A 24,727-nucleotide genomic window follows, 5' to 3' on the forward strand; every position below is an offset into this window, starting at 1 on the left:
AAACGCCCGGACACATTCCGAACCCGGAAGCTAAGACTCCCAGCGCCGATGGTACTGCAGGGGCGACCCTGTGGGAGAGTAGGACACCGCCGAACACCCCTTAGAGAAAAGGCCACCCACAATTTGGGTGGCCTTTTCGCTTTAATTACGTATAAATCCACAGCAGCGTGAGGAGCACACCGTGAGCGACCGCTCAGGCGACGACGACAGCGAGCGCAGGCCGCGCCGCGGAGCCGACGGCCCGGGGCCCCGGGGCGGTCAGGGCGATCGTCGTCCCTCACGCGCTAACAGCGACCGGCCTTACAGCAGCTCGCGCGCGCGCCATGATGGCGACGCACGTCCCCGCAGAGATGGTGACTTCCGTCCGCGCCGTGACGGCGACGCGCGCCCCCGCCGGGACGGTGATGCGGCTCCTCGCCGTGATGGTGACTTCCGCCCTCGGCGCGATGGCGATGCACGTCCCCGTCGTGACGGTGACTCGCGTCCGCGTCGTGATGGGGACGCACGTCCACGCCGGGATGGGGACTTCCGCCCTCGCCGAGATGGGGATGCTGCTCCGCGTCGCGAGGGTGACTTCCGTCCCCGCCGTGACGGTGACTCGCGTCCGCGTCGTGATGGGGACGCACGTCCGCGCCGCGACGGAGAGTTCCGTCCGCGTCGTGATGGCGATGCGGCTCCACGTCGTGACGGTGACTTCCGCCCTCGTCGGGATGGGGACGCACGTCCGCGCCGGGATAGAGACTTCCGCCCCCGCCGGGACGGTGATGCGGCTCCGCGCCGGGATGGGGCGGCTCCGCGTCGTGACGGCGATTTTCGCCCGCGTCGCGACGGCGACTCCCGTCCGCGTCGTGATGGAGAGAGGCGACCGGGAGCGGGGGAGCGGCGGCCCGGCTACGGAGACCGTGACGCGTCGCGGTTCGAGGAGCGCACGCACGAGCGTCAGCGCCCTGATGAGCTGAGGCCGGTGCGTCCGCGCCACGACGACCCGGAGATCCCGGAATCCGTCACCGCACGGCAGCTGGACGGCGCGGCGCGTTCCGAGCTGCGCACGCTGTCGAAGGACAACGCAGAGGAAGTCGCGCGTCACCTCGTGATGGCGGCCGAGCTCATCGACGACGACCCGGAGCTGGCGCACCGCCACGCTCTGTCGGCCGGTCGTCGCGCCGGTCGTGTCGGCGTGGTGCGCGAGACGCTCGCGATCACCGCCTATGCCACGGGCGACTTCGCGCTCGCGCTGCGCGAGCTGCGCACCTACCGCCGGATCTCAGGCAAAGACGACCAGCTTCCGCTCATGGTCGACAGCGAACGCGGGGTGGGCCGACCGGAGCGCGCTCTCGAGCTGGGGCGCTCCGTTGAGCGCAGCACGCTGAGCAACGAGGTGCAGGCATCCCTGGCGATCGCCATGTCGGGAGCGCGGCTCGACCTCGGCCAGCCGGAACTCGCACTGGCCGAGCTCGAGGTGCCGCAGCTCAACCCCGACGTGGCGTACTCGTGGAGCCCCGCCCTGTTCCAGGCCTATGGCGACGTGCTGGGCGAACTCGGCCGGGAGGCCGAGGCGCAGTCGTGGTGGGACCGTGCCGAGCACGCGGCCGATGTGCTCGAGGCCGCGTCGGCGGAGGGCGAACTCGAGACCGTTGCGGTCGAGGTCGAAGAGCTTGAACTCGACGACGACGAGGAGGCGGAGGAACCGGCGGACCAGGTCGACGCCGCGGATTCGTACACCCCCGAAGACGAGGTTGCTGAACTGCTGGGTGAGAGTGAGGACGACAATGGCGATCTTCCGAAGCCGGAGTAACGCCGCACAGACGCCGCTCGACGGCGTCGATGTGGTGCTCGCCGACCTCGATGGGGTCGTCTACAAAGGGCCGGATGCCATTCCTCACGCGGTCGACAGCCTGAATCGGGCAGCACAGAGCGCGCGGCTCGGCTACATCACCAACAACGCGTCACGGACCGATTCGGCCGTCGCCGAGCATTTGAGCAGCTTCGGCCTGCACGTCGTGCCGAACGACGTGGTGACATCTCCGCAGGCGGCGATTCGCCTCCTCGCGGGACTCGTGCCGGCGAAGTCCAACATCCTCGTCGTCGGAGGCGACGGCCTGACGTCGGTCGTCGAGGCCGCGGGCTTCACCGTGGTGCGTTCCGCGGACGACGACCCGGCTGCGGTGATCCAGGGCTTCGCGCCCGAAGTGGGCTGGCAGGAGCTCGCCGAGGCGTCGTTCGCGCTCGCGGGCGGCGACGACGGCATTCCGTGGGTCGCCACGAACACCGACTGGACGATCCCCGTGAAGCGTGGCATCGCGCCGGGGAACGGCACGCTCGTCTCGGCCGTGCACACCGCCGTGGGGCGTCTGCCCGTCGTGGCGGGCAAGCCTGAGGCCGCGATCTTCGAGGAGGCGCGGACGCGCTTCGATGCGAAGCATCCGATCTTCATCGGCGACCGTCTCGACACCGACGTGCAGGGCGCGAACGGCGCCGGCATCGACTCGGTGCTCGTGCTCACCGGCATTGACCGGGCGAAGCAGGTGCTCGCCGCGTCCCCCGATCAGCGGCCGACGTACATCCTCGAGGACCTGCGCGGGCTGCACGAGCCGTACCCGGCGACGGAGTCCGCGCGCGGCGGCGTGACGGTCGTGGGCGACGCGGCCGTGCGGCTCAACGGCACGACGGTCGAGATCGCGCGCGCAGGGGACAGCTCCGTCGATCTGCTGCGCGCGGCGTGCCGCGCGATCTGGGACTCGGGGCTCGCCATCTACGCGCTCGACGTGCCCGAGCGGCTGTACCGTTGACGCCGTGAGCGAGGAGCGCGAGGGCACGGACGCGACCCAGAGCGAAGCCGCACTGCTGTCGCGGCTGAGGCTGATCGAGGATCAGCCTCTCAAGACACGGGCCGAGGCCTACGCGCACGTCCACGAGGAGCTGCGTGATGCGCTCGACGCCGCCGACCGGCGGCGTGGAGATCAGCAGGGTGCTGCCGACCGGCAGGGCGGGCGCTGACCGCCGTATGGCATCTGCTCGTCTCGACGCGGCGATCGTCGCACGTGGTCTCGCACGATCCCGTACCGTTGCCGCGAAGCTCATCGCAGCCGGTCGTGTGACCGTCGACGGTGCGGCGGTGGTGAAAGCATCCGTTCAGGTCGACGATGCCGCTGAGGTCGTCGTCGCGTTGCCCGACCACTATGTGAGCCGCGGCGCGCACAAGCTGATCGCCGCGCTCGACGCATTCGGTGTCGACCCGGCGGGGCAGCTCGCGCTCGACGTCGGCGCCTCGACGGGCGGCTTCACCCAGGTGCTGCTCGAGCGCGGTGCGCGGCACGTGCTCGCCGTCGATGTCGGGCACGACCAGCTGTCGGTGCCGGTCAAAGGCGACCCGCGCGTCACGAACATCGAGGACGTGAACGTGCGGTACCTGACGCCCGAGCTGCTTCAGACATCGCTGGGGGCGAGGGATGCTCCGTCGCTGGTGGTCGGTGACCTCTCGTTCATTTCACTCACCCAGGTGCTGCCGGCGGTCCTCGCCTCCGTGCGTCCCGATGCCCGTTTCGTGCTGCTGATCAAGCCGCAGTTCGAGGTGGGGCGCACGGGCGTCAAGGAGGGCATCGTGCACGACCCCGCGCTGCGGGCGGATGCTGTCACGGGGGTCCTGTGGGCTGCGTGGGATCTGGGGCTCGGCACTGCGGGGCTGATCAGCTCGCCGATCGTCGGGACGCACGGCAACCGGGAGTATCTGTGCCTGCTGTCCGCGGGTGACGGCACCAACCCGACCGAGTGGCTGGATGAGGCGCACCGCATCACCGCGTGAGCAAGACCCGTGGCGGGTGGGACGACATTCCGCGCTGAGCACCTGATCGACGCAGGCATCCGACAGAATAGAAACGTTGGTCTTGCACGATGACGGGAGCGTGACGTCCATGGCAGCCGAACGCCGCATCCTGGTCGTCTCGCACACGGGGCGCGAGGAGTCGCTCGAGGCGGCACGTGAGGTGTGCCGTCAGTTGCTCGGTGCGCCCGACGTCGTTCCGGTTCTGAGCCCTGACGAGTGCCGCGATCTGCGTGCGTACGCGCCCGAACTCGAGCACCTGGCGGTGTTGAGCGACGACACGTCGCCCGACGAGCTCGAGCTCGTGATCGTGCTCGGCGGTGACGGCACGATCCTGCGCGCGGCCGAGATGGTGCGCGGCGCCGACGTGCCGATCCTCGGCGTGAACCTCGGCCATGTGGGTTTCCTCGCTGAGAGCGAGCGGGACGATCTGGCGCACGCCGTCGGGCGGGCGCTCGCGGGTGATTACGATGTCGAGGAGCGCATGACCCTCGCGGTGCGGGTCAAGTACGACGAGAAGGTCGTCTACGAGGACTGGGCGCTCAATGATGCGAGCGTCGAGAAGGCGAGCCGTGAGCGCATGATCGAGGTGATGGTCGAGGTGGATCGGCGGCCGCTCTCGAGCTTCGGCTGCGACGGGGTCGTGATGTCGACGCCGACCGGCTCGACCGCTTACTCCTTCTCGGCGGGCGGCCCGGTCGTGTGGCCGACGCTCGACGCGCTGCTGTTCACGCCCATCTCGGCGCACGCGCTGTTCGCGCGGCCTCTCGTCGTGACGCCGGAGTCGGCGATCGCGGTCGAGTTGCTCGACCGGGTGCAGACCGGCGGAATCCTGTGGTGCGACGGGCGTCGCTCGATCGAGCTGCACCCCGGCGCGCGCGTCGTGGTGACGAGGTCGCCGATTCCCGTGAAGATGGCGCGTCTGCACCACGCGAAGTTCACCGATCGCCTCGTTCGCAAGTTCAATCTGCCTGTCCTGGGCTGGCGAGGACCAGCGTGACGGGCGTGAGCTGCTCGCGGCGTAGCCGCGACGAGGAATCAACAGCGTGACGGGCGCGAGCCGCTCGCGGCGTAGCCGCGACGAGAAAATAGAAATAACACAGTGATCGAGGAGATCTCCATCCGCGACCTCGGCGTGATCGCCGAGTCGACGTTGCCGCTCGGCCCGGGGTTCACGGCGATCACGGGCGAGACGGGCGCCGGAAAGACGATGGTCGTCACCGCGCTCGGCCTGCTGCTCGGGGCCCGGGCCGATAGCGGCAGCGTGCGGGTCGGCGCGCAGCAGAGCTGGGTCGAGGGGCGCTGGCGGGTGCCTGCGGTCGGCGACATCGCCGAGCGCGTCACGGAGGCCGGCGGAGACGTCGACCGTATCGGCTCCTCCGGCGACGCGGAGCTCGTCGTGAGCCGCTCAGTGTCGCCCGAGGGACGCAGCCGTGCGTACGCGGGCGGGCGGAGCGCGCCGATCGCGGTGCTCACGGAACTCGGCGAGCGTCTGGTCGTGGTGCACGGGCAGTCGGAGCAGTTGCGGCTGAAGAGCGCCACTGCGCAACGCGAGGCGCTGGACCGCTTCGCGGGGGAGAGCGTGCACGCCCCTCTTGCCCGTTATCGCGATGCATGGAGCCGCTGGCGCGACGGTGCACGCGAGCTCGATGAGCTCACGACGGACCGCGACCGCCGTGCGCGCGAGGCGGAGGAACTGCGTGCCGCGCTCGACGAGATCGAGCAGGCAGCGCCTCAGCCGGGTGAGGACGACGAGCTCGATGAGCGGGTGGAGCGGCTCGAGAACGTCGAGACGCTACGTGTCGCGGCGGCCGCGGCCCGCGAGCAGCTCTCGGCGGAGGAATCCGACGGCCCTGACGCGCTCGCGCTGATCGACAGTGCGCGGCGGGCGCTGGAGGGAGCGGCCCGGCACGATGGCGCTCTCGGTGAGCTGGTCGACGCGCTGCAGGCGGCGCAGTATCAGGTGGCGGATGCCGCGGCGCAGCTCTCGTCATATCTCGCGGGCCTCGACGCCGACGGTGCACGCGACCTCGAGCTGCTGCAGGAGCGGAAGGCGCTGCTCGCGAATCTGACGCGCAAGTACGGGCCGAGCCTCGACGATGTGATCGCCCGCCTCGAGACGGGGAGTGCGCGACTGTTCGAACTCGACGGTGACGCCGAGCGGATCGATGTTCTTCGCGCCAGGGTCGATGACGATGCGCGGGAGGTCGAATCGCTGGCTGCGGAGCTCACGGCGGAGCGGGTTGCCGCGGGGGGCGCGCTCGAAGCATCCGTGACCGCCGAGCTCGCCGCGCTCGCCATGCCGGACGCGCGGATCGTCGTGGAAGTGACCGATCGTGGTGAGCTGGGCTCGTCGGGGCGCGACGCGGTCGCGATCCTGCTGCAGCCGCATCCGGGGAGCGAGCCGCGGCCGCTCGGACGCGGTGCGTCGGGCGGTGAGCTCTCGCGGGTGATGCTCGCGATCGAGGTGGTGCTCGCGGGCACGCAGCCGGTGCCGACGTTCGTCTTCGACGAGGTCGACGCGGGCGTCGGGGGCGCGGCGGCGATCGAGATCGGCCGACGGCTCGCGAAGCTCGCCGAGTCGTCGCAGGTTCTCGTCGTGACGCACCTTGCGCAGGTCGCCGCGTTCGCCACCAATCATCTGACCGTCGTCAAGGACACGGGTGGCGCCGTCACCGAGTCGAGCGTGCGCAAGCTCGAGGGCGCCGAACGGGAGGCCGAGATGGCGCGGTTGCTGTCCGGTCTGTCGGACTCCGAGAGCGCCGTAGCCCACGCGCGCGAACTCCTCGAACTGGCGCACTGAGAGCCCGAATCGGCCGTGCGAGTGGATGTCGGCCGACTTCCCGTGCGAGGCCGCCCGTGGGTCGTCGCATTCCGCGCTGAACGCTTGTTACGATAGAACCCCGTGGTGGAATCTTCGGGCGCAGGGCATTCTTCAAACGGCACTACCAAGCACATCTTCGTGACAGGCGGTGTCGTTTCTTCGTTGGGCAAGGGCCTGACGGCCGCGAGCCTCGGCAATCTGCTCACCTCGCGCGGGCTGCATGTCGTCATGCAGAAGCTCGATCCGTATCTGAACGTCGACCCGGGAACGATGAATCCGTTCCAGCACGGTGAGGTCTTCGTCACCGACGACGGGGCCGAGACCGACCTCGACATCGGCCACTACGAGCGCTTCCTCGATGTGAACCTGTCGCAGGCCGCCAACGTCACCACCGGGCAGATCTACTCGCAGGTCATCGCGAAGGAGCGCCGCGGCGAATACCTCGGCGACACGGTGCAGGTGATCCCGCACATCTCGGACGAGATCAAGCGACGCATGCGCCTGCAGGCTCACGCCGACCCGCAGCCCGACGTCATCATCACCGAGGTCGGCGGCACGGTCGGTGACATCGAATCTCAGCCGTTCATCGAGGCGGCCAGGCAGATCCGCCATGAGCTCGGCCGCGGGAACGTGTTCTTCGTGCACGTCTCGCTCGTCCCCTACATGAACGCGTCGGGTGAGCAGAAGACGAAGCCGACCCAGCACTCGGTCGCGATGCTGCGGTCGATGGGCATCCAGCCCGATGCGCTCGTGCTGCGCAGCGATCGCCCCGTCTCGGAATCGAACAAGAAGAAGATCGCGCTGATGTGCGACGTCGACGAGGACGCCGTGATCAACACGGTCGATCTGCCGAGCATCTACGACATTCCCGGCACGCTTCACGACCAGGGCCTCGACGGCTACGTGATCTCACAGCTCGGGCTCGGCGAGAAGGCCGGCGAGCCCGACCGCGCCGGGTGGAACGAGCTGCTCAAGGTCGTGCACGACCCGCGCCGCGAGGTGACGGTCGGGCTCGTGGGCAAGTACATCGATCTGCCGGATGCCTACCTCTCCGTCTCCGAGGCGCTCAAGGCGGGCGGCTTCGCCCATCACGCGAAGGTGAACATCCGCTGGATCGCCTCCGACACGTGCGAGACGCCCGACGGCGCGGCCAAGGCGCTCGCCGAGGTCGACGGCATCTGCGTTCCCGGCGGGTTCGGCATCCGCGGCATCGAGGGCAAGCTCGGGGCGCTGCACTTCGCGCGCGAGAACGGGATCCCGGTGCTCGGCCTGTGCCTCGGCCTGCAGTGCATGGTCATCGAGTACGCCCGCAACGTGGCCGAGCTGCCGGGCGCTTCGTCGAGTGAGTTCGACCCCGAGACGCAGTTCCCGGTGATCGCGACGATGGCGGAGCAGGTCGACATCATCGCCGGCGGCGACCTCGGCGGCACGATGCGTCTCGGCCTCTACCCGGCCGCGCTGGCCGACGGGTCGATCGTCTCGGAGCTGTACGGCGCTGCGGAAGCGTCCGAACGGCACCGCCACCGGTACGAGGTGAACAACCACTACCGCGAGCAGATCGCCGACGCCGGCCTCTGGTTCTCGGGAACCTCGCCCGACGGGAACCTCGTCGAATACGTGGAGCTGCCGCGGGACGTGCATCCGTTCTACGTCGCGACCCAGGCTCACCCCGAGCTGCGCAGTCGCCCCAACCGCCCGCACCCTCTGTTCCGCGGCCTCATCGGCGCCGCACTCGACCGCCAGGAGTCGACCCGGCTGTTCCCCGTCGAGGAAGAGGCAGAGACCGAGAATGTCGCCTGAGCCGGGCGCGCTCGAGCCGGAGCTGATCGCCGACGAACCGTTCGAGGCGCAGGTCACGGAGTCTCACCGGAGCTTCGAGGGCCGCGTGTGGGACATCCGCAGCGAGACCTTCGCGTACAACGACGGCATGCTCACTCGCGACTTCGTCGACCACACGGGAGCCGTGGCGATCCTCGCGCTCGACGACGAGGGGCGGGTGCTGCTGATCAGGCAGTACCGGCACCCCGTGCGGCATCGCGAGTGGGAGATCCCCGCGGGTCTCCTCGATGTCGAGGGCGAGTCGCCGCTCGTCGCTGCCCAGCGGGAGCTCGCCGAGGAAGCCGACCTCACCGCCGGCGATTGGAACGTGCTCGCCGAGATCCACACGTCGCCGGGCGGCAGCAGCGAAGCCATCCGCATCTACCTCGCCCGCGGCCTCGCGCCGACCGCCACACCCTACGCCCGCACCGACGAGGAGGCCGACATCGAGACCCGCTGGGTCCCGCTCGAAGAGGTCATCGACGGGATCCTGGCCCGGCGGCTGCAGAATCCGTCGCTCACGGTCGGCGCGCTGACCGCTCACGCCTCACGCGAACGCGGCTGGGAGAGCCTCGGGTCGCCGGAGGAGCCGTGGACGCGACGCCCGCGCCGGTACTGACGGGCACAGCGGCGCCCGCGCCCGGGGCGAACCCGGCGCTCGAGCGTGACGTGCTCGCGTTCCTGCGCTACGTGGCGCTCGAGCGCGGACTCGCCAAGAACACGGTGACCTCGTATCGTCGTGACCTCGCTGCGTACACCCACTGGCTGGGTACCCAGGGCATCGCGTCGTTCGGAGCGGTGCACCCGACGCAGCTGAGCGCATACGCGCAGCACCTCGGGAAGCGGGAGCCGCCGCTCACGGCGGCGTCGGTCGCGCGCATGCTGAGCACGGTGCGCGGACTGCACCGCTTCCTCGCGGTCGAGGGGCGGACAGAGACGGATGCCTCGCGCGAGCTGCGCACCCCGAAGAAGCCCATGCGGCTGCCGAAGGCGATTCCGCAGGCCGAGGTCACGGCGCTCATCGAGACCGCCTCGGGCGACGACGTCGTCGCCCTGCGGGACCGCGCACTGCTCGAACTGCTCTACGCCACGGGCGCGCGCGTGTCCGAGGCGGTGGCCCTCGACGTCGACGACCTCGTCGACCGCGAGATCGTGCGGCTCACGGGCAAGGGCGACAAGCAGCGCATCGTGCCGCTCGGCAGCTACGCGCGCACGGCCATCGACGCGTATCTCGTGCGCGGCAGGCCGTTGCTGTCGGGGCGCGGGAAGGCGACGCCGGCACTCTTCCTCGGCATCCGAGGCCAGCGCGTGAGCCGCCAGAACGCGTGGCTGATCATCAAGAGGGCCGCCGAGCGGGCGGATCTCAAGCGCGAGATCTCACCGCACACGCTGCGGCACTCCTTCGCGACGCACCTGCTCGAGGGCGGCGCCGACGTGCGCGTCGTGCAGGAGCTGTTGGGTCATGCATCCGTCGCCACGACCCAGCTGTACACGCTCGTGACGGCCGACACCCTGCGCGACGTGTACACACAGGCTCATCCACGGGCGCGGTAAGGTTGTCCCCAGCCCAGCCACCCCCAAGCAATTCCAGCAACGCGACAGGAGCGTCAGTGCAGCGCACGCAGACCGACTTCCCGGTGCCCGCACCGTTGAAGCAGCACGGACCTGCGCGCATCATCACCCTCTGCAACCAGAAGGGGGGCGTCGGCAAGACGACGACGACGATCAGCCTGGGCGCCGCGCTCGCCGACTACGGCCGCCGGGTCCTCGCGATCGACTTCGACCCGCAGGGTGCGCTCTCTGCCGGCCTCGGCGTGAACACGCACGAGGCGACGACGATCTACGACCTGCTGCTCAACACCAAGCTCGAGCCGCGTGAGGCGATCCAGCCGACGAGCGTCGAGGGGCTCGACGTGATCCCGGCGAACATCGATCTGTCGGCCGCCGAAGTGCACCTCGTCAACGAGGTCGCGCGCGAGCAGGCGCTCGCCCGGGTGCTGCGACGCATCAGCGCCGACTACGACGTGATCCTGGTCGACTGCCAGCCCTCGCTCGGCATCCTCACCGTGAATGCGCTGACGGCCGCGCACGGCGTGCTGATTCCGCTCGAGAGCGAGTACTTCGCGCTGCGCGGGGTCGCGCTTCTCGTCGAGACGGTCGATAAGGTGCGCGAGCGGCTGAACCCGGCTCTCGAGCTCGACGGCATCCTCGTGACGATGTTCGACTCCCGCACCCTGCACTCGCGCGAGGTGTTCGAGCGGGTGGTCGACGCCTTCAAGGACAAGGTGCTCGAGACCGTCATCTCGCGCACGGTGAAGTTCCCCGACGCGTCGGTCGCGGGCTCGCCGATCACGCAGTTCGCGCCCGACCACCCCGCGGCGGAGGCCTACCGCCGCCTCGCCCGGGAGCTCGTCTCGCGTGGCGCGGTCGCCTGATCCCGACGCGCTCGACGAGGCCGGCGAGCCGTCGTTCCGCGTTGCGCTCGACAACTTCGAGGGGCCTTTCGATCTGCTGCTCTCGCTCATCGGCAAGCACGAGCTCGACATCACCGAGATCTCGCTGAGCCGGGTGACCGACGAGTTCCTGTCCTACCTGCACGGCATCGACCTCGTCGTCGAGCTGGACCAGGCGAGCGAGTTCCTCGTCGTGGCCGCGACCCTGCTCGATCTCAAGGTCGCGGGACTCCTGCCGCAGGGCGAGCTCGTCGACGCCGAGGACGTCGCGCTGCTCGAAGCCCGCGACCTGCTGTTCGCGCGACTGCTGCAGTACCGGGCGTTCAAAGAGGCGTCGGTGTGGTTCGACGCGCACCTCAGCCGGGAATCCGCTCGCCACGCTCGCACCGTACGGCTCGAGGAGAAGTTCCGCGCGCGCACGCCCGAGCTGGTCTGGACACTCTCGGCCGACGATTTCGCAGCACTCGCCCTGCTCGCGTTCACGCCGAAAGAGATCCCGATCGTGGGGCTCGACCATCTGCACGCGCCGCTCGTGAGCATCCGCGAGCAGGCCGCCACGGTCGTCGCGCTGCTGCGTGACGGTGCGCCGCGCTCGTTCCGTGAACTGGTCGCCGGGGTCGAGGTGAAGGGCGTCATCATTGCGCGCTTCCTCGCCATCCTCGAGCTGTACCGGCATGCGGCGATCCACTTCGAGCAGCTCGAGCCGCTCGGCGAGCTGACCGTGCAGTGGTCGGCCGCGAACTGGTCTGACGAGAATCTCGCGAATCTGGGGGCTGACTATGACGGCTGAGGCCGTGCCGGAACAACCGGAAAGAGATGTGCGTCGATCGCTGGAGGCGATCCTGACGGTCGCCGATGAGCCGCAGAGCCTCGTGTCGCTCGCCACCGCGATCGGCGCGCCGGTCGCCGCGGTCAGGCAGGCGGTCGAGGCGCTGCGCGACGACTACGACGGGGTCGATGCGACCACCGGGGGTGTGCGGCGCGGATTCGAGCTGCGCGAGGTCGGCGGCGGCTGGCGGCTGTACGTGCGTGAGGAGTATGACCCTGTCGTGACCGATTTCGTGGTGACGCAGAATCCGACCAAGCTCTCTCAGGCGGCGCTCGAGACGCTCGCTGTGATCGCGTACAAGCAGCCGATCACGCGCGGGCAGGTGGCGAGCATCCGTGCGGTGAACGTCGACTCGGTCGTGCGCACGCTGCTCAGCCGCGGTCTCATCACCGAGGTGTTCGCGGACTCCGAGACGGGCGCGATCAACTACGGCACGACCGAGTTGCTGCTCACGCAGCTCGGCATCAATTCGCTCGATGAGCTGCCGCTGATCTCGCCGCTGCTCGCCGATGGTACGGAAGGGTTCGACGCCGATGTCCGATAGTTCCGCCGCGGGCCATGAAGGTCCGGCGCGCACCGACGGTGAGCGGCTGCAGAAGGTGATGGCGGCTGCGGGCGTCGCGAGCCGCCGCGCATCCGAGGAGCTCATTGTCGCCGGCCGCGTTCAGGTGAACGGCAAGGTGGTGCGCGAGCTGGGCGCCCGCATCGACCCCGAGACCGACCTGCTGGCCGTCGACGGCGTCGCCGTGCAGCTCGACCAGTCGAAGCGCTACGTCATGCTCAACAAGCCGACGAAGGTGATCAGCTCGATGAGCGACGACCAGGGGCGCGCCGACCTGTCGCCGTTCGTCGACGAATATGAGGAGCGACTCTTCAACGTCGGGCGCCTCGACTACGACACGAGCGGTCTGCTCGTGCTGACCAACGACGGGCAGCTGGCGCAGGTGCTCGCGCATCCGTCGTTCGGCGTCGAGAAGACCTACGTCGCGAAGGTCAGCGGCACGGTGACGGCGCAGACGCTGCAACGGCTGAAGCAGGGCATCGAGCTCGAGGACGGCCCGATCCGTATCGACCGCGGCAAGCTCATCACCCGCGGGGCGAGTGACGGCGCCTCGATGGTCGAGCTGACGTTGCACTCGGGGCGCAACCGCATCGTGCGGCGCATGATGGCCGAGGTGGGGCACCCGGTCGTCGAACTGGTGCGCCGCAGCTTCGGGCCGCTGCACCTCGGCAGCCTGAGGCTGGGCCGCACCCGCGAGCTGACTAAGGTTGAACTCGGCCAGCTGCTCACCCTCGCGCGCCAGGCCGAGGACGAGAAAGGCCGGCTGTGACGGAAGCCCGACTGCGTGAGTCCCGTGTGGCCGGAACCGTTCGCGTGGTCGGCTCGGGGCTGCTCGGCGCATCCGTCGGCCTGGGGCTCGCCGCCCGCGGTGTCGACGTCGTGGTGACGGATGCCTCACGCACCGCTGCCCGCCTGGCCGTCGAGTACGGCGCGGGGCGCCCGCCGGCCCCGGACGACGCACCTGGTCTGATCGTGGTGGCCGTTCCGCCCGACGCGATCGCCGAGGTCGTCGCCGCTGAGCTCGAGGCCTTCCCCGAGGCCACCGTCACGGACGTGGCGAGCGTGAAGTCCGCGCCGCTCGCCGAGCTCGAGGCATCCGCCGCCGACCTGTCCCGATACGTCGGCTCGCACCCGCTCGCCGGGCGCGAGCGCGGCGGCCCCATCTCGGCGCGCGCCGACCTGTTCCTCGGGCGTCCGTGGGTGGTCTGCACCCGCCCCGGCCTCGCGCGAGGGCGCGTCTCGCTGATCGAGCAGCTCGCGCTCGACCTCGGTGCGATCCCGGTCGAGATGGATGCGGTGACGCACGACGAATCCGTCGCCCTCGTCTCGCACACGCCGCAACTCGTGTCCACGCTGATGGCGCGCCGTCTCGGCGCGGCGGCCGATGCGGCCCTCGGGCTCGCCGGCGGCGGCGTGCGCGATGTGACGCGGGTCGCGTCGAGCGACCCGGCGCTGTGGGTGCAGATCCTCGCGGCGAACGCGTCGGTCGTCGCCCCGATCCTGCGCGCCTACCGCGACGACCTCGGCGACGTCATCGACGCACTCGAGCGCATCGATGAGTCGGGCAGCCGGCGCGCCCTCGCCGAGACGCTCGCCGGGGGCAACGCCGGCGTGGCCCGTCTGCCCGGCAAGCACGGTCAGGACAAGCGCTTCGCCAGCGTCGTCGTCCTCATCGACGACACACCCGGCCAGCTCGGCCGGCTGTTCACCGAGCTCGGCGAGCTCGGAATCAATATCGAGGACATGCGGATGGAGCACTCGCCCGGTGCGCAGATCGGCATCGTCGAGCTCGCCGTGCTGCCCGAGGCGCTGACGCGCACCGTCGACGACCTCGCAGAACGCGGTTGGAGGATCGCAGGTTGAGCACCATCGTCGTCGCCGTCGACGGGCCCGCAGGCAGCGGGAAGTCGAGCATCAGCAAGGCCGTCGCCCGGAAGCTCGGGTACGCGTACCTCGACACCGGGGCGGCGTATCGCGCATTCGCGTGGCACGCGGCGCACTCCGGTGTCGAGCTCGCGGACGAGGCATCCGTCGTCTCTGCGCTGCCGTCGTTCGAATTCGCCGAGGCGACCGACCCCGACGCATTCTCCGTGCGGGTCGGTGCGACCGACGTCACCGACGTGATCCGCACCCACGAGGTGAGCGGCATCGTGAGCCACGTCGCCCGCGTTCCCGAGGTGCGCGCGGCGCTCACCGCGATCTTCCGCGACATCGCGGTCACGACCGAGAACCCGGGCATCGTCATCGAAGGGCGCGACATCACGACGGTCGTCGCGCCCGACGCCGAGGTGCGCATTCTGCTCACGGCGAGCGAGGAAGTTAGAATGGGGCGACGCTCTGCCGAGTTGACCGGGCATTCCGCCCAGGCCGTCGGCGAGCAGCTGAAGGCGCGAGACCGCGCCGACTCGCGGGTCGTGGACTTCATGACCGCCGCCGACGGGGTAACGACCGTCGATTCCACCGACTTGAACTTCGATGAGACGGTGGACGCGGTCATCGATGTGATCCACTCCCGCCTCTAGATCTGAGGAGCAACCCATGGCCGACACCGACGACTTCGACGACGCAGCAGTCGGGCAGGACGACCTCGCCGACAAGCTCGCCGCGCTCGACGACTCGGCCGCCGAACGCCGCACCGCTGCGCTTCGCGGCGGCCTCGACGACTACGCCCTTGACGACGAGGACCTCGCGGTCCTGTCGGCCTCGTCGGAGAACCCCGACGAGATCGGGTACCTGCCGGCGCTGCCCGTGCTCGCGATCGTCGGTCGGCCGAACGTCGGCAAGTCAGCGCTCGTGAACCGGATCCTCGGCCGCCGCGAGGCCGTCGTGGAGGACACCCCCGGCGTCACGCGCGACCGGGTCGCGTACCAGGCCGAGTGGATGGCACGCCGCTTCACCATCGTCGACACCGGCGGCTGGGAGCCCGACGCCCGGGGCATCGACGCGTCGGTCGCCGCGCAGGCCGAGGTCGCGATCGACCTCGCCGACGCGGTGCTGTTCGTCGTCGACTCGAACGTCGGCGCCACCTCGACCGACGAGCACGTCGTGCGCCTGCTGCGCAAGACCCGCAAGCCGGTGTACCTGGTCGCGAACAAGGTCGACGACGCCCGGCTCGAGCCCGGCGCCGCCGACCTTTGGTCGCTGGGGCTGGGGGAGCCGCATCCCGTGTCGGCGTTGCACGGGCGCGGCGTCGCCGACCTGCTCGACCTCGTGGTCGGCGCGCTGCCCGAAGTCTCGGCCGTCGCGAAGCGCGAGCTCGGCGGTCCGCGCCGGGTGGCGATCGTCGGGCGCCCGAACGTCGGCAAGTCGTCGCTCCTGAACAAGGCCGCAGGGGAAGAGCGCGTGGTCGTCAACGACCTCGCCGGAACCACGCGCGACCCGGTCGACGAGCAGATCGAGCTCGGCGGCAAGGTGTGGCGCTTCGTCGACACCGCCGGGATTCGCCGTCGCGTGCACCTGTCGCAGGGCGCCGACTTCTACGCGTCGCTGCGCACCTCTGCGGCACTCGAGAAGGCCGAGGTCGCCGTCGTAGTGCTCGACGTGACCCAGCCGATCAGCGAGCAGGACGTGCGCATCGTGGACCTCGTGCTCGAATCGGGGCGTGCGCTCGTGATCGCCTACAACAAGTGGGACCTGATCGACGACGACCGCCGCCGCTACCTCGAGCGCGAGATCGAACAGAACCTCGCGCACGTCGACTGGGCGCCGCGCGTCAACATCTCGGCGAAGACCGGGCGCCACCTCGAGCGTCTGGTGCCCGCGCTCGAGCTCGCGCTCGAGTCGTGGGACACGCGTATCGGCACCGGAAAGTTCAACGCGTTCCTCGCCGAACTCGTGGCGGCGCATCCGCACCCGCTGCGCGGGGGGAAGCAGCCGCGCATCCTGTTCGGAACGCAGGCCTCGAGCCGGCCGCCGACATTCGTGCTGTTCACCACCGGATTCCTCGACGCGGGGTACCGGCGGTACATCCAGCGCCGGCTGCGGGAGCTGTACGGCTTCGAGGGCTCGCCGATCGTGTTGAACATGCGCGTGCGCGAGCGGCGCAGCCGGTAAGAGCGGGTGCGCTGGGGGAGAGAAAGCACGTTCGGGGATACCGACCGGGGCGTTTTCTCTCCCCGATCGTGCGTTTCATCCCCCTCGCAGGCGCGGCCGCGCTCGATTCGTTGCGCGTCGGGTCGGCACGTTATGATGGTCAGGTTGTCCTCGTGAATCTCACGAAGGCATCGGGCTGTGGCGCAGCTTGGTAGCGCACCTGACTGGGGGTCAGGGGGTCGCAAGTTCAAATCTTGTCAGCCCGACCATTGAAAGCCCCGGTAGGAAGCCATATTCCTACCGGGGCTTTTTCTCTTTGTAGCGGCATTCGGGCCGAATGATCACGAAATGTGCAAATCAGCGGCTTGGCGAGGGACGAGCGCGGCAGCTTTCTCGGCGGCATTGCGTGCGGCGGACGCCACTAAGTGCGTGTACATGTCAGAGGTGATCGAGTACGACGAGTGCCCGAGCACCTTGGAGACGATCGCGAGGTCTTCTCCGCTGGCAATCATCAGGGAGGCGGCCTCATGCCGCTGGCCGTGGAACGTCATCTTGGGGAGACGAGCCTTGAGTCGGAGCTTGTCGAATAGGCGGGTGACATACTGGGGTTTGAGTGGCGTGCCATCTTCGTAAGTGAAGACGTAACCGGTGTCGTGCCACGCCCCCGACTCTCGCCAGTTCTTCGCCTCCGCCTCCTGCGTCAGCTTCCATGCGACGAGCGCCGCCGACGTGTTGTCTGCGAGCTCGACGGTGCGGCGCCCGCTTCTCGTCTTTGGTGTCGTCTCTTCGATCACATGACCGGCCTGGGTGCGGTTGTGGCGCACCTGGATGCTGCGATCCGCGAAATTCACGTCCTCCCACCTCAGGCCGAGCAGCTCGCCACGCCGCATCCCAGTGAATATCGCGAGTTCGAACAGCGCTCCGAGCCGGTGCTGTGCTGCGGTGTCAAGGAACTTGCCGACCTGAGCCGGCTCCCACACCTCCATCTCCTTCCGTTCAGCCTGCGGGAGATCTAGGCCCACGCCAGGGGCGTGGTCGTTGAGGTTGTCCTTCCCTGCTGCGCGCAGCGATCCCTGAACGACGGCGACGATGCGTCGGATCGTGGTCGCGCCACGGCCGTCCGCGATGAGCTGATCGACGAACGCCTGAACATGCATGCGTCGGATCTCGCTAATGGGCATTCTGGCGAGGGCAGACGGCTTGAGGTCGTTCGCGAGGTACCTCGAATAGTTATTGACGGTCGTCGCCTTGAACGTCTTGCCGGTTGTCTGGCGGCGTTTGAACCACGCCTCGAGGTAGTCCCCGTAGAGGATCTTCGACGGCGGCTTGTACGTGCCCTTGTCGAGCTTGCCCGCAAGCTCGTTGCGGGCCTTCACGGCCTCACTGCGGGTCTTGAAGCCCCCCTTCCGATACTGCGTTCCAGTGTTCGAGTCGCGGACGTAGAAGGACCATGAACCGTGGCGCGAGTCGCTGATCAGCTGCGGGCACGTCGCGGCGAGTTGCCGCTCGGTGGGTTTTGAGGGAAGGACACCGAACTGCTTCCCATCGGGCTTACGGCATGCGCAGCGGCGGTAGACGTCGGCCATCATGCCACCTCGTATCCGGCTCGGCGTAGGGCTTCGGCGTGATCGCCGGCACCTTCGTAAGAGCCCTCGAGCTCGAGTTCGGACACTATGCGGCCGGTCTCGTCGGCGGCCATCACATAGGTGCCGAGACCGACGACCGGGACGAACACGGCGTACACGACGACGTATTCGACATCGCGCTCGCCCCATATGGTCGAATGCAGCGGCGGGTCGAGACGGTAGAGCTTCGCCTCAGAATGAAGGTCAGCGAGGTCGGTGTCGACCGGCCGCGCGGTTCCGTGACTCTGTGCCATCAGGACACCACCACTCGAGGGCTCACGAGCCAATCCTCGAAGTCGACCATGAATCGGTCGCGGATGAAGAACTTGCGAGTTGCATCGCGTGAAGCTTTCGCAATCGCCTCGAACGGGTCGGCGATACGGGACCACGCGAAGCGGTCAGCCTCAAGCTCGTTGTCGTCAGAGGTGCCTCTGTGCCCGTACAGGGCATGACCGATCTCGTGGGTGAGCGTGTAGCGGCGGCGAGCGAACGTCATTCCCTCGCCGAGGATGATGGTGGCATGGTCGGGGAGCCAAAGCCCCCACGACGCGTGCAGGGGCCGGGTCAGCACCTGGATGCCCAAACAGTGGGCATGGAAATCGGGGTCATACTCGTGACCCTCGCTGACGCGGGGGACGTCAGTAGAATCGTGCACGATCGTGCCTTTCTTTGCGGATGGGTATTTGGTCGCTGCCCTCGCTGGGCCGGAATCCCGGCGAGGGCTTTCTTTATGTCCGGCCGAAGCCGGCAGGCTTATCGCTTGTGGTCAGCCGTCTCCTCTTCGGGCTCAGCTCTCACCAAGCTGATGTGTTCCGTGAGATCCACGCCCGCCGCCATGAGGCTCTCGGACTCGCGCCGAAGCGCCGCCGCTCGGTTCTCCCATTCAGCGATTTCCTGGTTCTTCCCACGTGCGATCACGGCGAGGTTGTCTAGCTCCTGTCGCGCGACCCGGATGCGGACGGCGGTCTCCTGCAGCTGAGCCTGAATATCCGCGAGCCGTCTGGCGTTCGAGCTAACGCGTGATTCGAGCAACGCTTCAGGATTCACGTCCAAAGCCTGCGCAACGGACGGCAGCTCGGCCACGCGGAGCGCTCTGACTCCGGCTTCGATGCGCGCGATCGTTGTCGGATAGAACGACTCGAGGCCGCCCTCTCTCGTACGTTCGGAGAGCGCTGCCTGACTGAGTCCCTGTTCCTCTCGGATGCGCCGGATGTTGTGGCCCACGATCACGTCGACTGGATGCCGTGGTCTCTCGTCGGGCGTGGTCTGTGCGCGTGCCATGTCGTCAGATTACACACAAATCAAGTGCGCAACAAGCCGCCGCATTATCGTCACGTTTAGACCCGTGCTAAACTACAGGTGTGTGGTTCGGATAGAGCCACACACAAGACGTTTTGAGCGAGATCGAGGAGCACGCGATGAGTACCTACGTACTCAAGACGCCGATTGGTGAGCTGCCGCTCACCATGAGCGTCGAGAGGTCCGGGGAATTGACGGGACACTCCCGTTATTCGTCCTACGAGGCCGCCAAGAAGGGTGAGCTCCCGGTGCTCCGCTACGGCAAGCGCCTCGTCGTACCCACCGCGAAGCTGCTTGATCAGCTCGGTATCCCGTTCGAGCGCACGGAGGCAGCATGAGAGCAGCGATCCCAGACCTCCGGCAACACGAAGCGGAAGTGGTCACGGTCGAAGATCTGATTCGCTATGCCCACCGACGGTTCGCGGCGGTGGATGTGCAGATGTCCCCGTCGAAGGTGACTCGGATCGTGCGGAAGCACTACCGCGAGCACGGACCCGACGCGGTCCGCGCTGTGATCGACGCCTACGTGGTTGACGGTGTGAGGGCCGGCGAGCTCGACCCGTACTTCGCTTTGGCGCTCCCGTACGCGGACCCGGTCGGCAACATGGTCGCGCATTGCGTAGATAGCGGCCTCAAGGTCGAGGCGGCATAGAGGGAATGGGGAAAGATCTCGTGTCGCGAATCGTCGCGCTGATCGGCAAGATCGGGCTGAAACCGAACGAGCTCGTGGTCTTCTTGACCATCGCACTCACCGTGCTTGACAAGCCGAAGGACGGCGCGCTCCCCGTCTACTGGGAGAAGCGCAAGGCGCTTGAGGAAAAAGCGAACCTCAGTAGCACCAGCGTCAAGGTCGCTCTTCACGGCCTGGTTGCTGCCGGATGGCTGATCCAGGAGCCGACCGATAAAGGCAGGCCCGGCCAGACGGCGCGATATCGCGTCAACGTGCCGAAGCTCGCGGCGCTTGCAGCTGAGGCCGAGAAGGCGCACGAGGGGCAAGTGGTGTTCGGTCGCCCGGTGGCTGTGGATAACTCTGCAGTCTTGGTCCGGAAAGCGGACCTAATGCAGTCCGGAAACCGGACCCCATTAGGTCCGGAAAACGGCCCCCTGAGGAACCAACCTGAGGAACCGATAGAGGAACCAACTTCCTTTACAGCCCATCGCGATGCGACGGGCGCCGAAATCGATATGTCCGAATTCGACACCTGGGGTCCGAGTACGGCGCTCATGGAGCTGTGGCAGGACTATTACGTCCTTGCGAAGTGGCGGCTACCGTCATCCGACCTGATCGCTCGGGTGCGTTCGCTGACCGCTGAGCAGTTCGAGGAGGATTGCCGCTATTTGTGGCGCGACGCGCATCAGGAGCTCCGGTTCGATGGTGGAGACATCGATCACCACGCCAAGCGTGACCAGCTGATCGACGCAGGTGCGATCTCGCTCCTTTCGCACCGTGGGCGCCGGAAGCTCATGGAACGCGTCAAGGCTCAGGGCTTCCGTGAGGGCGGCGAAGCCGAGTTCCAGGGCGCGGCATGACGCGCTACAGCAACGTGACGTACCTGCCGATGTGCAGCATGTGTGGCTGGGTGTCTCGGACTTTGATCGATGCCTTCTATGACGCGTGCCCTGAGTGCGCGCATTGGATGAACACTCTGGACGCCGACAGACCCGCCCGGGCCACGGTGCGGGAGGTGAGAGCCGGATGACCTTCGAGGACATCGGCTACAAGCTGCCACGAACCTGCCGCGTGCACGGACTCGTGCTTCCGTGCGCGGCATGCGATTACTTCCTGCGATACCCGACCAAACGAAGCCTGCAACAGGTCGCTGACCGACGCGACATCGAGGACACATGACATCACTAGATTCCCGGCGCTGGGCCGCAGTGAAATCCCGATTCACGGACGATGACGACGACTTCGAGGTCATCCCTGGGACTGACACCGTTCAGTCGCCGGTACAGGAAACGCCGGACGATCCGGAAGACATCGAACTTGGCCGCCAAATAAGCGCAGCACGCGCGACCGCTGACGAGGAAGCGAAGAAGGCCGGCCAGGAGGTCGTCCAAGCCCTTCTGGATCTACTCAAGCCGTCCCAGGCGCGTCCGGGCGGCTATCACCCGGTCACGACCGACACGGAACTCGAGGCGGTCTTCCAACGGACCTACGCCCAGAGCCAAAGGGTGACGAAAGCGAAGGCCGCGAATCTCACCACGGCTGTCACGAAGGCAGTCGATGCCGCTCTCGACCGTGTGAGTGCTGAACGGGTTGCGCTTCTGCGCGAGATTCGCCGTCTCCATCTCCGTCTCGACCAGATCGAGGCTCCCCGTCAAATCACCAAACCGAAGGGCTGGTAATGCCATACAAGAACCCCGAGAGTCCCACCGCGGATTCCATAGCCGCGATCAAGAAGACGCTGGCCCGTAACGTCGCGCGAAGCACGTTCATCCGCAAGGCCAAAGCGTTGGACCTCGTTCCCGTGTTCGACAAGAGCGGCAATCTCATCGGTGCAGTCGACCCGAAAGACATCAACCCGCTCGCTGACCCGCCAACGACCGCTCCGAAGCCGAGCGCTCCTCTCGCAAAGGGCGGCAACGCTGCCTATATCAAGAAGCTCGCTCGGCAATTCCGGGAGGGACGTGGATGACTCTCATCGCCACAGCTGTCGGACCTGTAGCTCAGCAGTACGGGGGGCGTGGCTCAGTCGTCATCGTTGATCTCGACTTCACCGCGGTCGCATCAACGACGTACCGGCTATCAGCGTTGCTAGGGAATCTCGGCATGGCGCCGACGATCGGCCCGAATGCGGACGCGCCCGTTGTGAAGCTTCAGGTTCTCGATAGCACGGGCACCGCGTCATCGGTGGCAGCCGTCGCTGCGGCGGCGGGATCGCTTGGGACCCCCGTAGTCGGCTACACCGCCGCCGACTGGGCAGCGCCTAGCTCGGGCGGGTATCACCTCCAGCTCGTCGCCGGCGGTGTCGCCGCGAACTCGATCAGCAGCACCTTTCCGCCCGACTCCGTCCAACTCTCCGTCATCACCGTCTAAGGAGTTCCCATGCCAGTCGACTACACCCAGATCGACCCGAGCGTGCCGTTCGCTGAACAGATCAGCCGCGTCGCGGCACTGCCAGCACCTCGTCCCCCGTATGCGATGAGGTCAGACACTTACGCCCCTCGCCCGAACGCACCGCAGACATTCGCCCCAGCGTTCACCGCGCCCGTACATGAGGTCGTTCACCGCTTGTGCACTGCTGGTGTCGAGGTCTCGAAGTCCGCCAACTATCTCGAACTCCGCAACAACGCACTCTCACCGATTGGCCGCGTGAGAGCTGTCAGCGTGCTCGACGCAACGCTTGAGGAATGGCAGCTGGAAGCGCTTGCCGGCGCCTCTCACGCAGCCACTGTCGCGCACATCGCCGCCGAGCAGGAACGGATGCTCGAGGAGCTCGACGAGGCGATGAAGGCCAGCATGTCCGCCGAGGCGGACAACTATCTCGACACGCTCCGTCCCCAGTTCGACCACGCCGCCGATCTCGCGCGAGTCCTCAACGCTGCCGGCGTGATCGACAAGCTCCAGAAGCCGGGCGCGAAGGAGATCGCCACCAAGCAGGACGGAAAAGTGACCGTCGAGACGATCCCTGCCCCGACTGACCTCGAGTACGTCACCGAGATGTTCGGCGCGGCGGCCGGAGCAGCATGGGCGGAATTCATCGACGACCGTCAGATCGACGCTCTCCACAACGCGGCAGCTCTGCGAGCCACCCTCGCCGAACTTCTCAACATCGGTGAAGGACGCGCGCCGCACAGCATCGGAATCGGTGCCAGCGGCGACCACTTCGCCCCGCGCTATGGCGAACCGGACTACGTCAAGTGGCTCCGTCTCGCGCCGTCGCTCCAGCTCGTCCCGTTCAAGGACACGACGGCACGCCCCTAACCCCAAGACTCCGGTGACGCATGGTGAACCGCGCTCCTCCTCGCGCGGTGCGTCACCGGACCCAGCCCGAGAGCACGCGGTGTTTCGACTCCTTGCGCCGCGTGCTCTCGGGCACCCCTACAAAGGAGACACACTATGGGACAGCCGAATCTTGGTCCTGACTATGCGCTTGCGCACCGTATCACCCAACTCGAGAAGCATGTACGCGCGCAGGCGAACGCGAACCCGCTCATCAACTCTCAGATCGGCTCAGGCGGCCTGCTCGTCAATGGCACAGGCGGCATCACCATCACCGACGGCGGCGGCCTCACGATCCACGGCGGAGGAGCCATCGCGATCGACGACGGCGGCAGCCTCGAACTCAACGGCGGCGGCAACATCGCACTGCAGGGCGGCGACGTCGACCTCAGCAGCGGCAACCTGAACGTCACGGGCGACGGCTCGATCGCTGTCACCGGTACGGGCGAAGTAACAGTCGACGGGCTCGCGCTCAGCGCACTCAAGCCGGCGGCGATCTACGCCAGCGCATCAGGTTACGCGCTCGCGGCTGCTCTCACCCCGGTAGCGTCCGCCACGGTCACCGTGCCCACGGGCTACACGACCGCGCTCATCAACTGCATCCTTTCCGCCAACTACGCCAGCCCCAACACCGGAACCACCGAATACGGAAGCTCACAGATCGCTTACACGACCAGCCAGGGCGGCAGCGGCACCTCCGCCAACTTCGACGTCAGCATCGCGGACGGTGGGGTTGCATCCAACGCCGTGGGCTACGCCATCGAGCTCACAGGGCTGACCGACGGAGAGACGATCACCCTGACAGCCAACGTCAGCGGGGGAGTCGCCGGAACCGCGAACGCCTACAACGTCGCGAGCCTCGGCGGAACCATGCTCTTCATCGCCTAACCGCCAACCGCAATCCCATCAGCCGGCTCGGTGCTGTTCACGATCGGCGGCAACGTCGCACCATCCGCGTCCTTGCCGCCAGGCGTCGGTCCAACAGCCGCCGGCGCAGGCACAACCGGAGCAGGTGACGACGCAACTGCCACCGGCGCGCTCGTAGCCGGCGCACTCGTCGGGGTCGAATCAGTCAACGGGACCTCCTGAACCTTGACGACAACATGAGTCGGCGCCACAGACGGGCGCGGCGCCACAGCCGGAGCCGTCACCGTATACGTCTCTCGCGGCTGAACAGTGGGCGAGACAGCGACGGCAGGAACGGTCGCCTTCACCACAGGCACACTCGACGCACCCGCGGTCACAGCGCCGACAACCACAGCAGCTGCTACAAGCACCGCAGCCCCACCACCGATAGCCGCCCAACCAAACCGATTCACGCTCATGCCTACATTAAGACGCCGATCGGCCCGAATTAAAACCCCTCCCCAAACGAGGGCCACCCACCGAACAAACCACCGAACGCCATGGCTAACGGGTCTGTCCGATGAACGGTGTTTCTGGGCTGGCGGTCATTAGTTGATGCGGCCCTCGAAAGCGATCGCGAACGCGTTCAGCGCCGGCTTCCATCTCGTGGCCC

General features: G+C 67.7%; 29 protein-coding genes, 1 tRNA gene and 1 rRNA gene. 27 read left to right on the forward strand and 4 right to left on the reverse strand.

Annotated elements, in window-relative coordinates; all coding sequences use genetic code 11:
• From rrf to ACFOYW_RS16840, 19 genes are all read left to right on the forward strand, one after another.
• A 5S ribosomal RNA gene (rrf, locus tag ACFOYW_RS16750) occupies nt 1-95 on the forward strand; the annotation flags it as partial.
• Nucleotides 96-371: 276 nt separating this feature from the next.
• Nucleotides 372-959: a hypothetical protein gene (locus ACFOYW_RS16755; protein ID WP_390231612.1), complete on the forward strand. Its 588-nt coding sequence runs from the start codon at nt 372-374 to the stop codon at nt 957-959.
• A gap of 5 nt (nt 960-964) precedes the next feature.
• Nucleotides 965-1,795: a hypothetical protein gene (locus ACFOYW_RS16760; RefSeq protein WP_390231615.1), complete on the forward strand. Its 831-nt coding sequence runs from the start codon at nt 965-967 to the stop codon at nt 1,793-1,795.
• On the forward strand, nt 1,770-2,789 hold the full coding sequence (locus ACFOYW_RS16765; protein WP_390231618.1) for an HAD-IIA family hydrolase: 1,020 nt from the start codon (nt 1,770-1,772) through the stop codon (nt 2,787-2,789). The genes ACFOYW_RS16760 and ACFOYW_RS16765 overlap by 26 nt, the downstream gene beginning before the upstream one ends.
• Nucleotides 2,790-2,793: 4 nt before the next feature.
• The gene (locus tag ACFOYW_RS16770; protein WP_390231620.1) at nt 2,794-2,997 is read left to right on the forward strand and encodes a hypothetical protein; all 204 of its coding nucleotides are present in this window, start codon (nt 2,794-2,796) and stop codon (nt 2,995-2,997) included.
• Between the two features lie 7 nt (nt 2,998-3,004).
• Nucleotides 3,005-3,802: a TlyA family RNA methyltransferase gene (locus ACFOYW_RS16775; RefSeq protein WP_390231623.1), complete on the forward strand. Its 798-nt coding sequence runs from the start codon at nt 3,005-3,007 to the stop codon at nt 3,800-3,802.
• 109 nt (nt 3,803-3,911) lie between these two features.
• Nucleotides 3,912-4,820, forward strand: coding sequence for an NAD kinase (locus ACFOYW_RS16780; RefSeq protein WP_390231626.1), 909 nt, complete (start codon nt 3,912-3,914; stop codon nt 4,818-4,820).
• A 102-nt stretch (nt 4,821-4,922) separates the two neighbouring features.
• Nucleotides 4,923-6,623: a DNA repair protein RecN gene (recN, locus tag ACFOYW_RS16785; RefSeq protein WP_390231629.1), complete on the forward strand. Its 1,701-nt coding sequence runs from the start codon at nt 4,923-4,925 to the stop codon at nt 6,621-6,623.
• Between the two features lie 105 nt (nt 6,624-6,728).
• Nucleotides 6,729-8,444: a CTP synthase gene (locus tag ACFOYW_RS16790; RefSeq protein WP_390231687.1), complete on the forward strand. Its 1,716-nt coding sequence runs from the start codon at nt 6,729-6,731 to the stop codon at nt 8,442-8,444.
• On the forward strand, nt 8,434-9,081 hold the full coding sequence (locus tag ACFOYW_RS16795; RefSeq protein ID WP_390231632.1) for an NUDIX domain-containing protein: 648 nt from the start codon (nt 8,434-8,436) through the stop codon (nt 9,079-9,081). Before ACFOYW_RS16790 ends, ACFOYW_RS16795 begins: the two co-directional genes overlap by 11 nt.
• The gene (gene xerD / locus ACFOYW_RS16800) at nt 9,054-10,016 is read left to right on the forward strand and encodes a site-specific tyrosine recombinase XerD (protein WP_390231634.1); all 963 of its coding nucleotides are present in this window, start codon (nt 9,054-9,056) and stop codon (nt 10,014-10,016) included. Before ACFOYW_RS16795 ends, xerD begins: the two co-directional genes overlap by 28 nt.
• Nucleotides 10,017-10,072: 56 nt before the next feature.
• Nucleotides 10,073-10,897, forward strand: a complete 825-nt coding sequence (locus ACFOYW_RS16805; RefSeq protein WP_390231637.1) for a ParA family protein — start codon at nt 10,073-10,075, stop codon at nt 10,895-10,897.
• Nucleotides 10,881-11,705, forward strand: coding sequence for a segregation and condensation protein A (locus ACFOYW_RS16810; protein ID WP_390231640.1), 825 nt, complete (start codon nt 10,881-10,883; stop codon nt 11,703-11,705). The genes ACFOYW_RS16805 and ACFOYW_RS16810 overlap by 17 nt, the downstream gene beginning before the upstream one ends.
• The gene (gene scpB / locus ACFOYW_RS16815; protein ID WP_390231642.1) at nt 11,695-12,288 is read left to right on the forward strand and encodes an SMC-Scp complex subunit ScpB; all 594 of its coding nucleotides are present in this window, start codon (nt 11,695-11,697) and stop codon (nt 12,286-12,288) included. Before ACFOYW_RS16810 ends, scpB begins: the two co-directional genes overlap by 11 nt.
• Complete coding sequence (locus ACFOYW_RS16820; RefSeq protein WP_390231645.1) at nt 12,278-13,075, forward strand: pseudouridine synthase; 798 nt, start codon at nt 12,278-12,280, stop codon at nt 13,073-13,075. The genes scpB and ACFOYW_RS16820 overlap by 11 nt, the downstream gene beginning before the upstream one ends.
• The gene (locus ACFOYW_RS16825) at nt 13,072-14,169 is read left to right on the forward strand and encodes a prephenate dehydrogenase (protein WP_390231647.1); all 1,098 of its coding nucleotides are present in this window, start codon (nt 13,072-13,074) and stop codon (nt 14,167-14,169) included. Before ACFOYW_RS16820 ends, ACFOYW_RS16825 begins: the two co-directional genes overlap by 4 nt.
• The gene (cmk, locus tag ACFOYW_RS16830; protein WP_390231649.1) at nt 14,166-14,828 is read left to right on the forward strand and encodes a (d)CMP kinase; all 663 of its coding nucleotides are present in this window, start codon (nt 14,166-14,168) and stop codon (nt 14,826-14,828) included. Before ACFOYW_RS16825 ends, cmk begins: the two co-directional genes overlap by 4 nt.
• Before the next feature lie 16 nt (nt 14,829-14,844).
• Nucleotides 14,845-16,359, forward strand: a complete 1,515-nt coding sequence (der, locus tag ACFOYW_RS16835) for a ribosome biogenesis GTPase Der (RefSeq protein ID WP_390231652.1) — start codon at nt 14,845-14,847, stop codon at nt 16,357-16,359.
• Between the two features lie 171 nt (nt 16,360-16,530).
• Nucleotides 16,531-16,607 (forward strand) — tRNA-Pro (locus ACFOYW_RS16840).
• A 72-nt stretch (nt 16,608-16,679) separates the two neighbouring features.
• Here ACFOYW_RS16840 and ACFOYW_RS16845 read toward each other — a convergent pair.
• From ACFOYW_RS16845 to ACFOYW_RS16860, 4 genes are all read right to left on the reverse strand, one after another.
• Nucleotides 16,680-17,927, reverse strand: a complete 1,248-nt coding sequence (locus tag ACFOYW_RS16845) for a tyrosine-type recombinase/integrase (RefSeq protein ID WP_390231654.1) — start codon at nt 17,925-17,927, stop codon at nt 16,680-16,682.
• Nucleotides 17,924-18,217, reverse strand: a complete 294-nt coding sequence (locus ACFOYW_RS16850; RefSeq protein WP_390231657.1) for a hypothetical protein — start codon at nt 18,215-18,217, stop codon at nt 17,924-17,926. The genes ACFOYW_RS16845 and ACFOYW_RS16850 overlap by 4 nt, the downstream gene beginning before the upstream one ends.
• Nucleotides 18,217-18,618: an ImmA/IrrE family metallo-endopeptidase gene (locus ACFOYW_RS16855; RefSeq protein ID WP_390231660.1), complete on the reverse strand. Its 402-nt coding sequence runs from the start codon at nt 18,616-18,618 to the stop codon at nt 18,217-18,219. The genes ACFOYW_RS16850 and ACFOYW_RS16855 overlap by 1 nt, the downstream gene beginning before the upstream one ends.
• Before the next feature lie 98 nt (nt 18,619-18,716).
• Entirely contained in the window at nt 18,717-19,193 is a 477-nt protein-coding gene (locus tag ACFOYW_RS16860; RefSeq protein ID WP_390231663.1) for a helix-turn-helix domain-containing protein, read from the reverse strand.
• Between the two features lie 188 nt (nt 19,194-19,381).
• Here ACFOYW_RS16860 and ACFOYW_RS16865 point away from each other — a divergent pair, with 188 nt between their 5' ends.
• The 8 genes from ACFOYW_RS16865 to ACFOYW_RS16900 all read left to right on the forward strand — a co-directional run bounded on the left by ACFOYW_RS16865 (nt 19,382) and on the right by ACFOYW_RS16900 (nt 24,096).
• Complete coding sequence (locus ACFOYW_RS16865; RefSeq protein ID WP_390231666.1) at nt 19,382-19,600, forward strand: hypothetical protein; 219 nt, start codon at nt 19,382-19,384, stop codon at nt 19,598-19,600.
• Nucleotides 19,597-19,914 carry a hypothetical protein gene (locus tag ACFOYW_RS16870; RefSeq protein ID WP_390231668.1) on the forward strand — a complete coding sequence of 106 codons (318 nt, stop codon included), beginning with the start codon at nt 19,597-19,599 and terminating at the stop codon, nt 19,912-19,914. The genes ACFOYW_RS16865 and ACFOYW_RS16870 overlap by 4 nt, the downstream gene beginning before the upstream one ends.
• Before the next feature lie 5 nt (nt 19,915-19,919).
• Nucleotides 19,920-20,792, forward strand: a complete 873-nt coding sequence (locus ACFOYW_RS16875) for a hypothetical protein (protein WP_390231671.1) — start codon at nt 19,920-19,922, stop codon at nt 20,790-20,792.
• 315 nt (nt 20,793-21,107) lie between these two features.
• Nucleotides 21,108-21,611, forward strand: a complete 504-nt coding sequence (locus tag ACFOYW_RS16880; protein WP_390231674.1) for a hypothetical protein — start codon at nt 21,108-21,110, stop codon at nt 21,609-21,611.
• Nucleotides 21,611-21,901, forward strand: a complete 291-nt coding sequence (locus tag ACFOYW_RS16885; protein WP_390231677.1) for a hypothetical protein — start codon at nt 21,611-21,613, stop codon at nt 21,899-21,901. The genes ACFOYW_RS16880 and ACFOYW_RS16885 overlap by 1 nt, the downstream gene beginning before the upstream one ends.
• Entirely contained in the window at nt 21,898-22,302 is a 405-nt protein-coding gene (locus ACFOYW_RS16890; RefSeq protein ID WP_390231680.1) for a hypothetical protein, read from the forward strand. The genes ACFOYW_RS16885 and ACFOYW_RS16890 overlap by 4 nt, the downstream gene beginning before the upstream one ends.
• 276 nt (nt 22,303-22,578) lie before the next feature.
• Nucleotides 22,579-23,190 (forward strand): hypothetical protein, encoded by a 612-nt coding sequence (locus ACFOYW_RS16895; protein WP_390231683.1) that lies wholly within the window; start codon nt 22,579-22,581, stop codon nt 23,188-23,190.
• A 135-nt stretch (nt 23,191-23,325) separates the two neighbouring features.
• Complete coding sequence (locus ACFOYW_RS16900) at nt 23,326-24,096, forward strand: hypothetical protein (RefSeq protein WP_390231685.1); 771 nt, start codon at nt 23,326-23,328, stop codon at nt 24,094-24,096.
• Nucleotides 24,097-24,727 lie beyond the last annotated feature (631 nt).

The sequence above is a fragment of the Gryllotalpicola reticulitermitis genome (genome assembly GCF_042651345.1).
GTDB lineage: Bacteria > Actinomycetota > Actinomycetes > Actinomycetales > Microbacteriaceae > Gryllotalpicola > Gryllotalpicola reticulitermitis.

Excerpts from the sequence above, each read along its gene's own strand:
- ACFOYW_RS16765 (WP_390231618.1), top strand. The coding sequence starts at position 1,770 with ATGGCGATCTTCCGAAGCCGGAGTAACGCCGCACAGACGCCGCTCGAC.
- ACFOYW_RS16775 (WP_390231623.1), top strand. The coding sequence starts at position 3,005 with ATGGCATCTGCTCGTCTCGACGCGGCGATCGTCGCACGTGGTCTCGCA.
- ACFOYW_RS16780 (WP_390231626.1), top strand. The coding sequence starts at position 3,912 with ATGGCAGCCGAACGCCGCATCCTGGTCGTCTCGCACACGGGGCGCGAG.
- ACFOYW_RS16795 (WP_390231632.1), top strand. The coding sequence starts at position 8,434 with ATGTCGCCTGAGCCGGGCGCGCTCGAGCCGGAGCTGATCGCCGACGAA.
- scpB (WP_390231642.1), top strand. The coding sequence starts at position 11,695 with ATGACGGCTGAGGCCGTGCCGGAACAACCGGAAAGAGATGTGCGTCGA.
- ACFOYW_RS16820 (WP_390231645.1), top strand. The coding sequence starts at position 12,278 with ATGTCCGATAGTTCCGCCGCGGGCCATGAAGGTCCGGCGCGCACCGAC.
- der (WP_390231652.1), top strand. The coding sequence starts at position 14,845 with ATGGCCGACACCGACGACTTCGACGACGCAGCAGTCGGGCAGGACGAC.
- ACFOYW_RS16845 (WP_390231654.1), bottom strand. The coding sequence starts at position 17,927 with ATGATGGCCGACGTCTACCGCCGCTGCGCATGCCGTAAGCCCGATGGG.
- ACFOYW_RS16850 (WP_390231657.1), bottom strand. The coding sequence starts at position 18,217 with ATGGCACAGAGTCACGGAACCGCGCGGCCGGTCGACACCGACCTCGCT.
- ACFOYW_RS16865 (WP_390231666.1), top strand. The coding sequence starts at position 19,382 with ATGAGTACCTACGTACTCAAGACGCCGATTGGTGAGCTGCCGCTCACC.
- ACFOYW_RS16870 (WP_390231668.1), top strand. The coding sequence starts at position 19,597 with ATGAGAGCAGCGATCCCAGACCTCCGGCAACACGAAGCGGAAGTGGTC.
- ACFOYW_RS16875 (WP_390231671.1), top strand. The coding sequence starts at position 19,920 with ATGGGGAAAGATCTCGTGTCGCGAATCGTCGCGCTGATCGGCAAGATC.
- ACFOYW_RS16880 (WP_390231674.1), top strand. The coding sequence starts at position 21,108 with ATGACATCACTAGATTCCCGGCGCTGGGCCGCAGTGAAATCCCGATTC.
- ACFOYW_RS16885 (WP_390231677.1), top strand. The coding sequence starts at position 21,611 with ATGCCATACAAGAACCCCGAGAGTCCCACCGCGGATTCCATAGCCGCG.
- ACFOYW_RS16890 (WP_390231680.1), top strand. The coding sequence starts at position 21,898 with ATGACTCTCATCGCCACAGCTGTCGGACCTGTAGCTCAGCAGTACGGG.
- ACFOYW_RS16900 (WP_390231685.1), top strand. The coding sequence starts at position 23,326 with ATGGGACAGCCGAATCTTGGTCCTGACTATGCGCTTGCGCACCGTATC.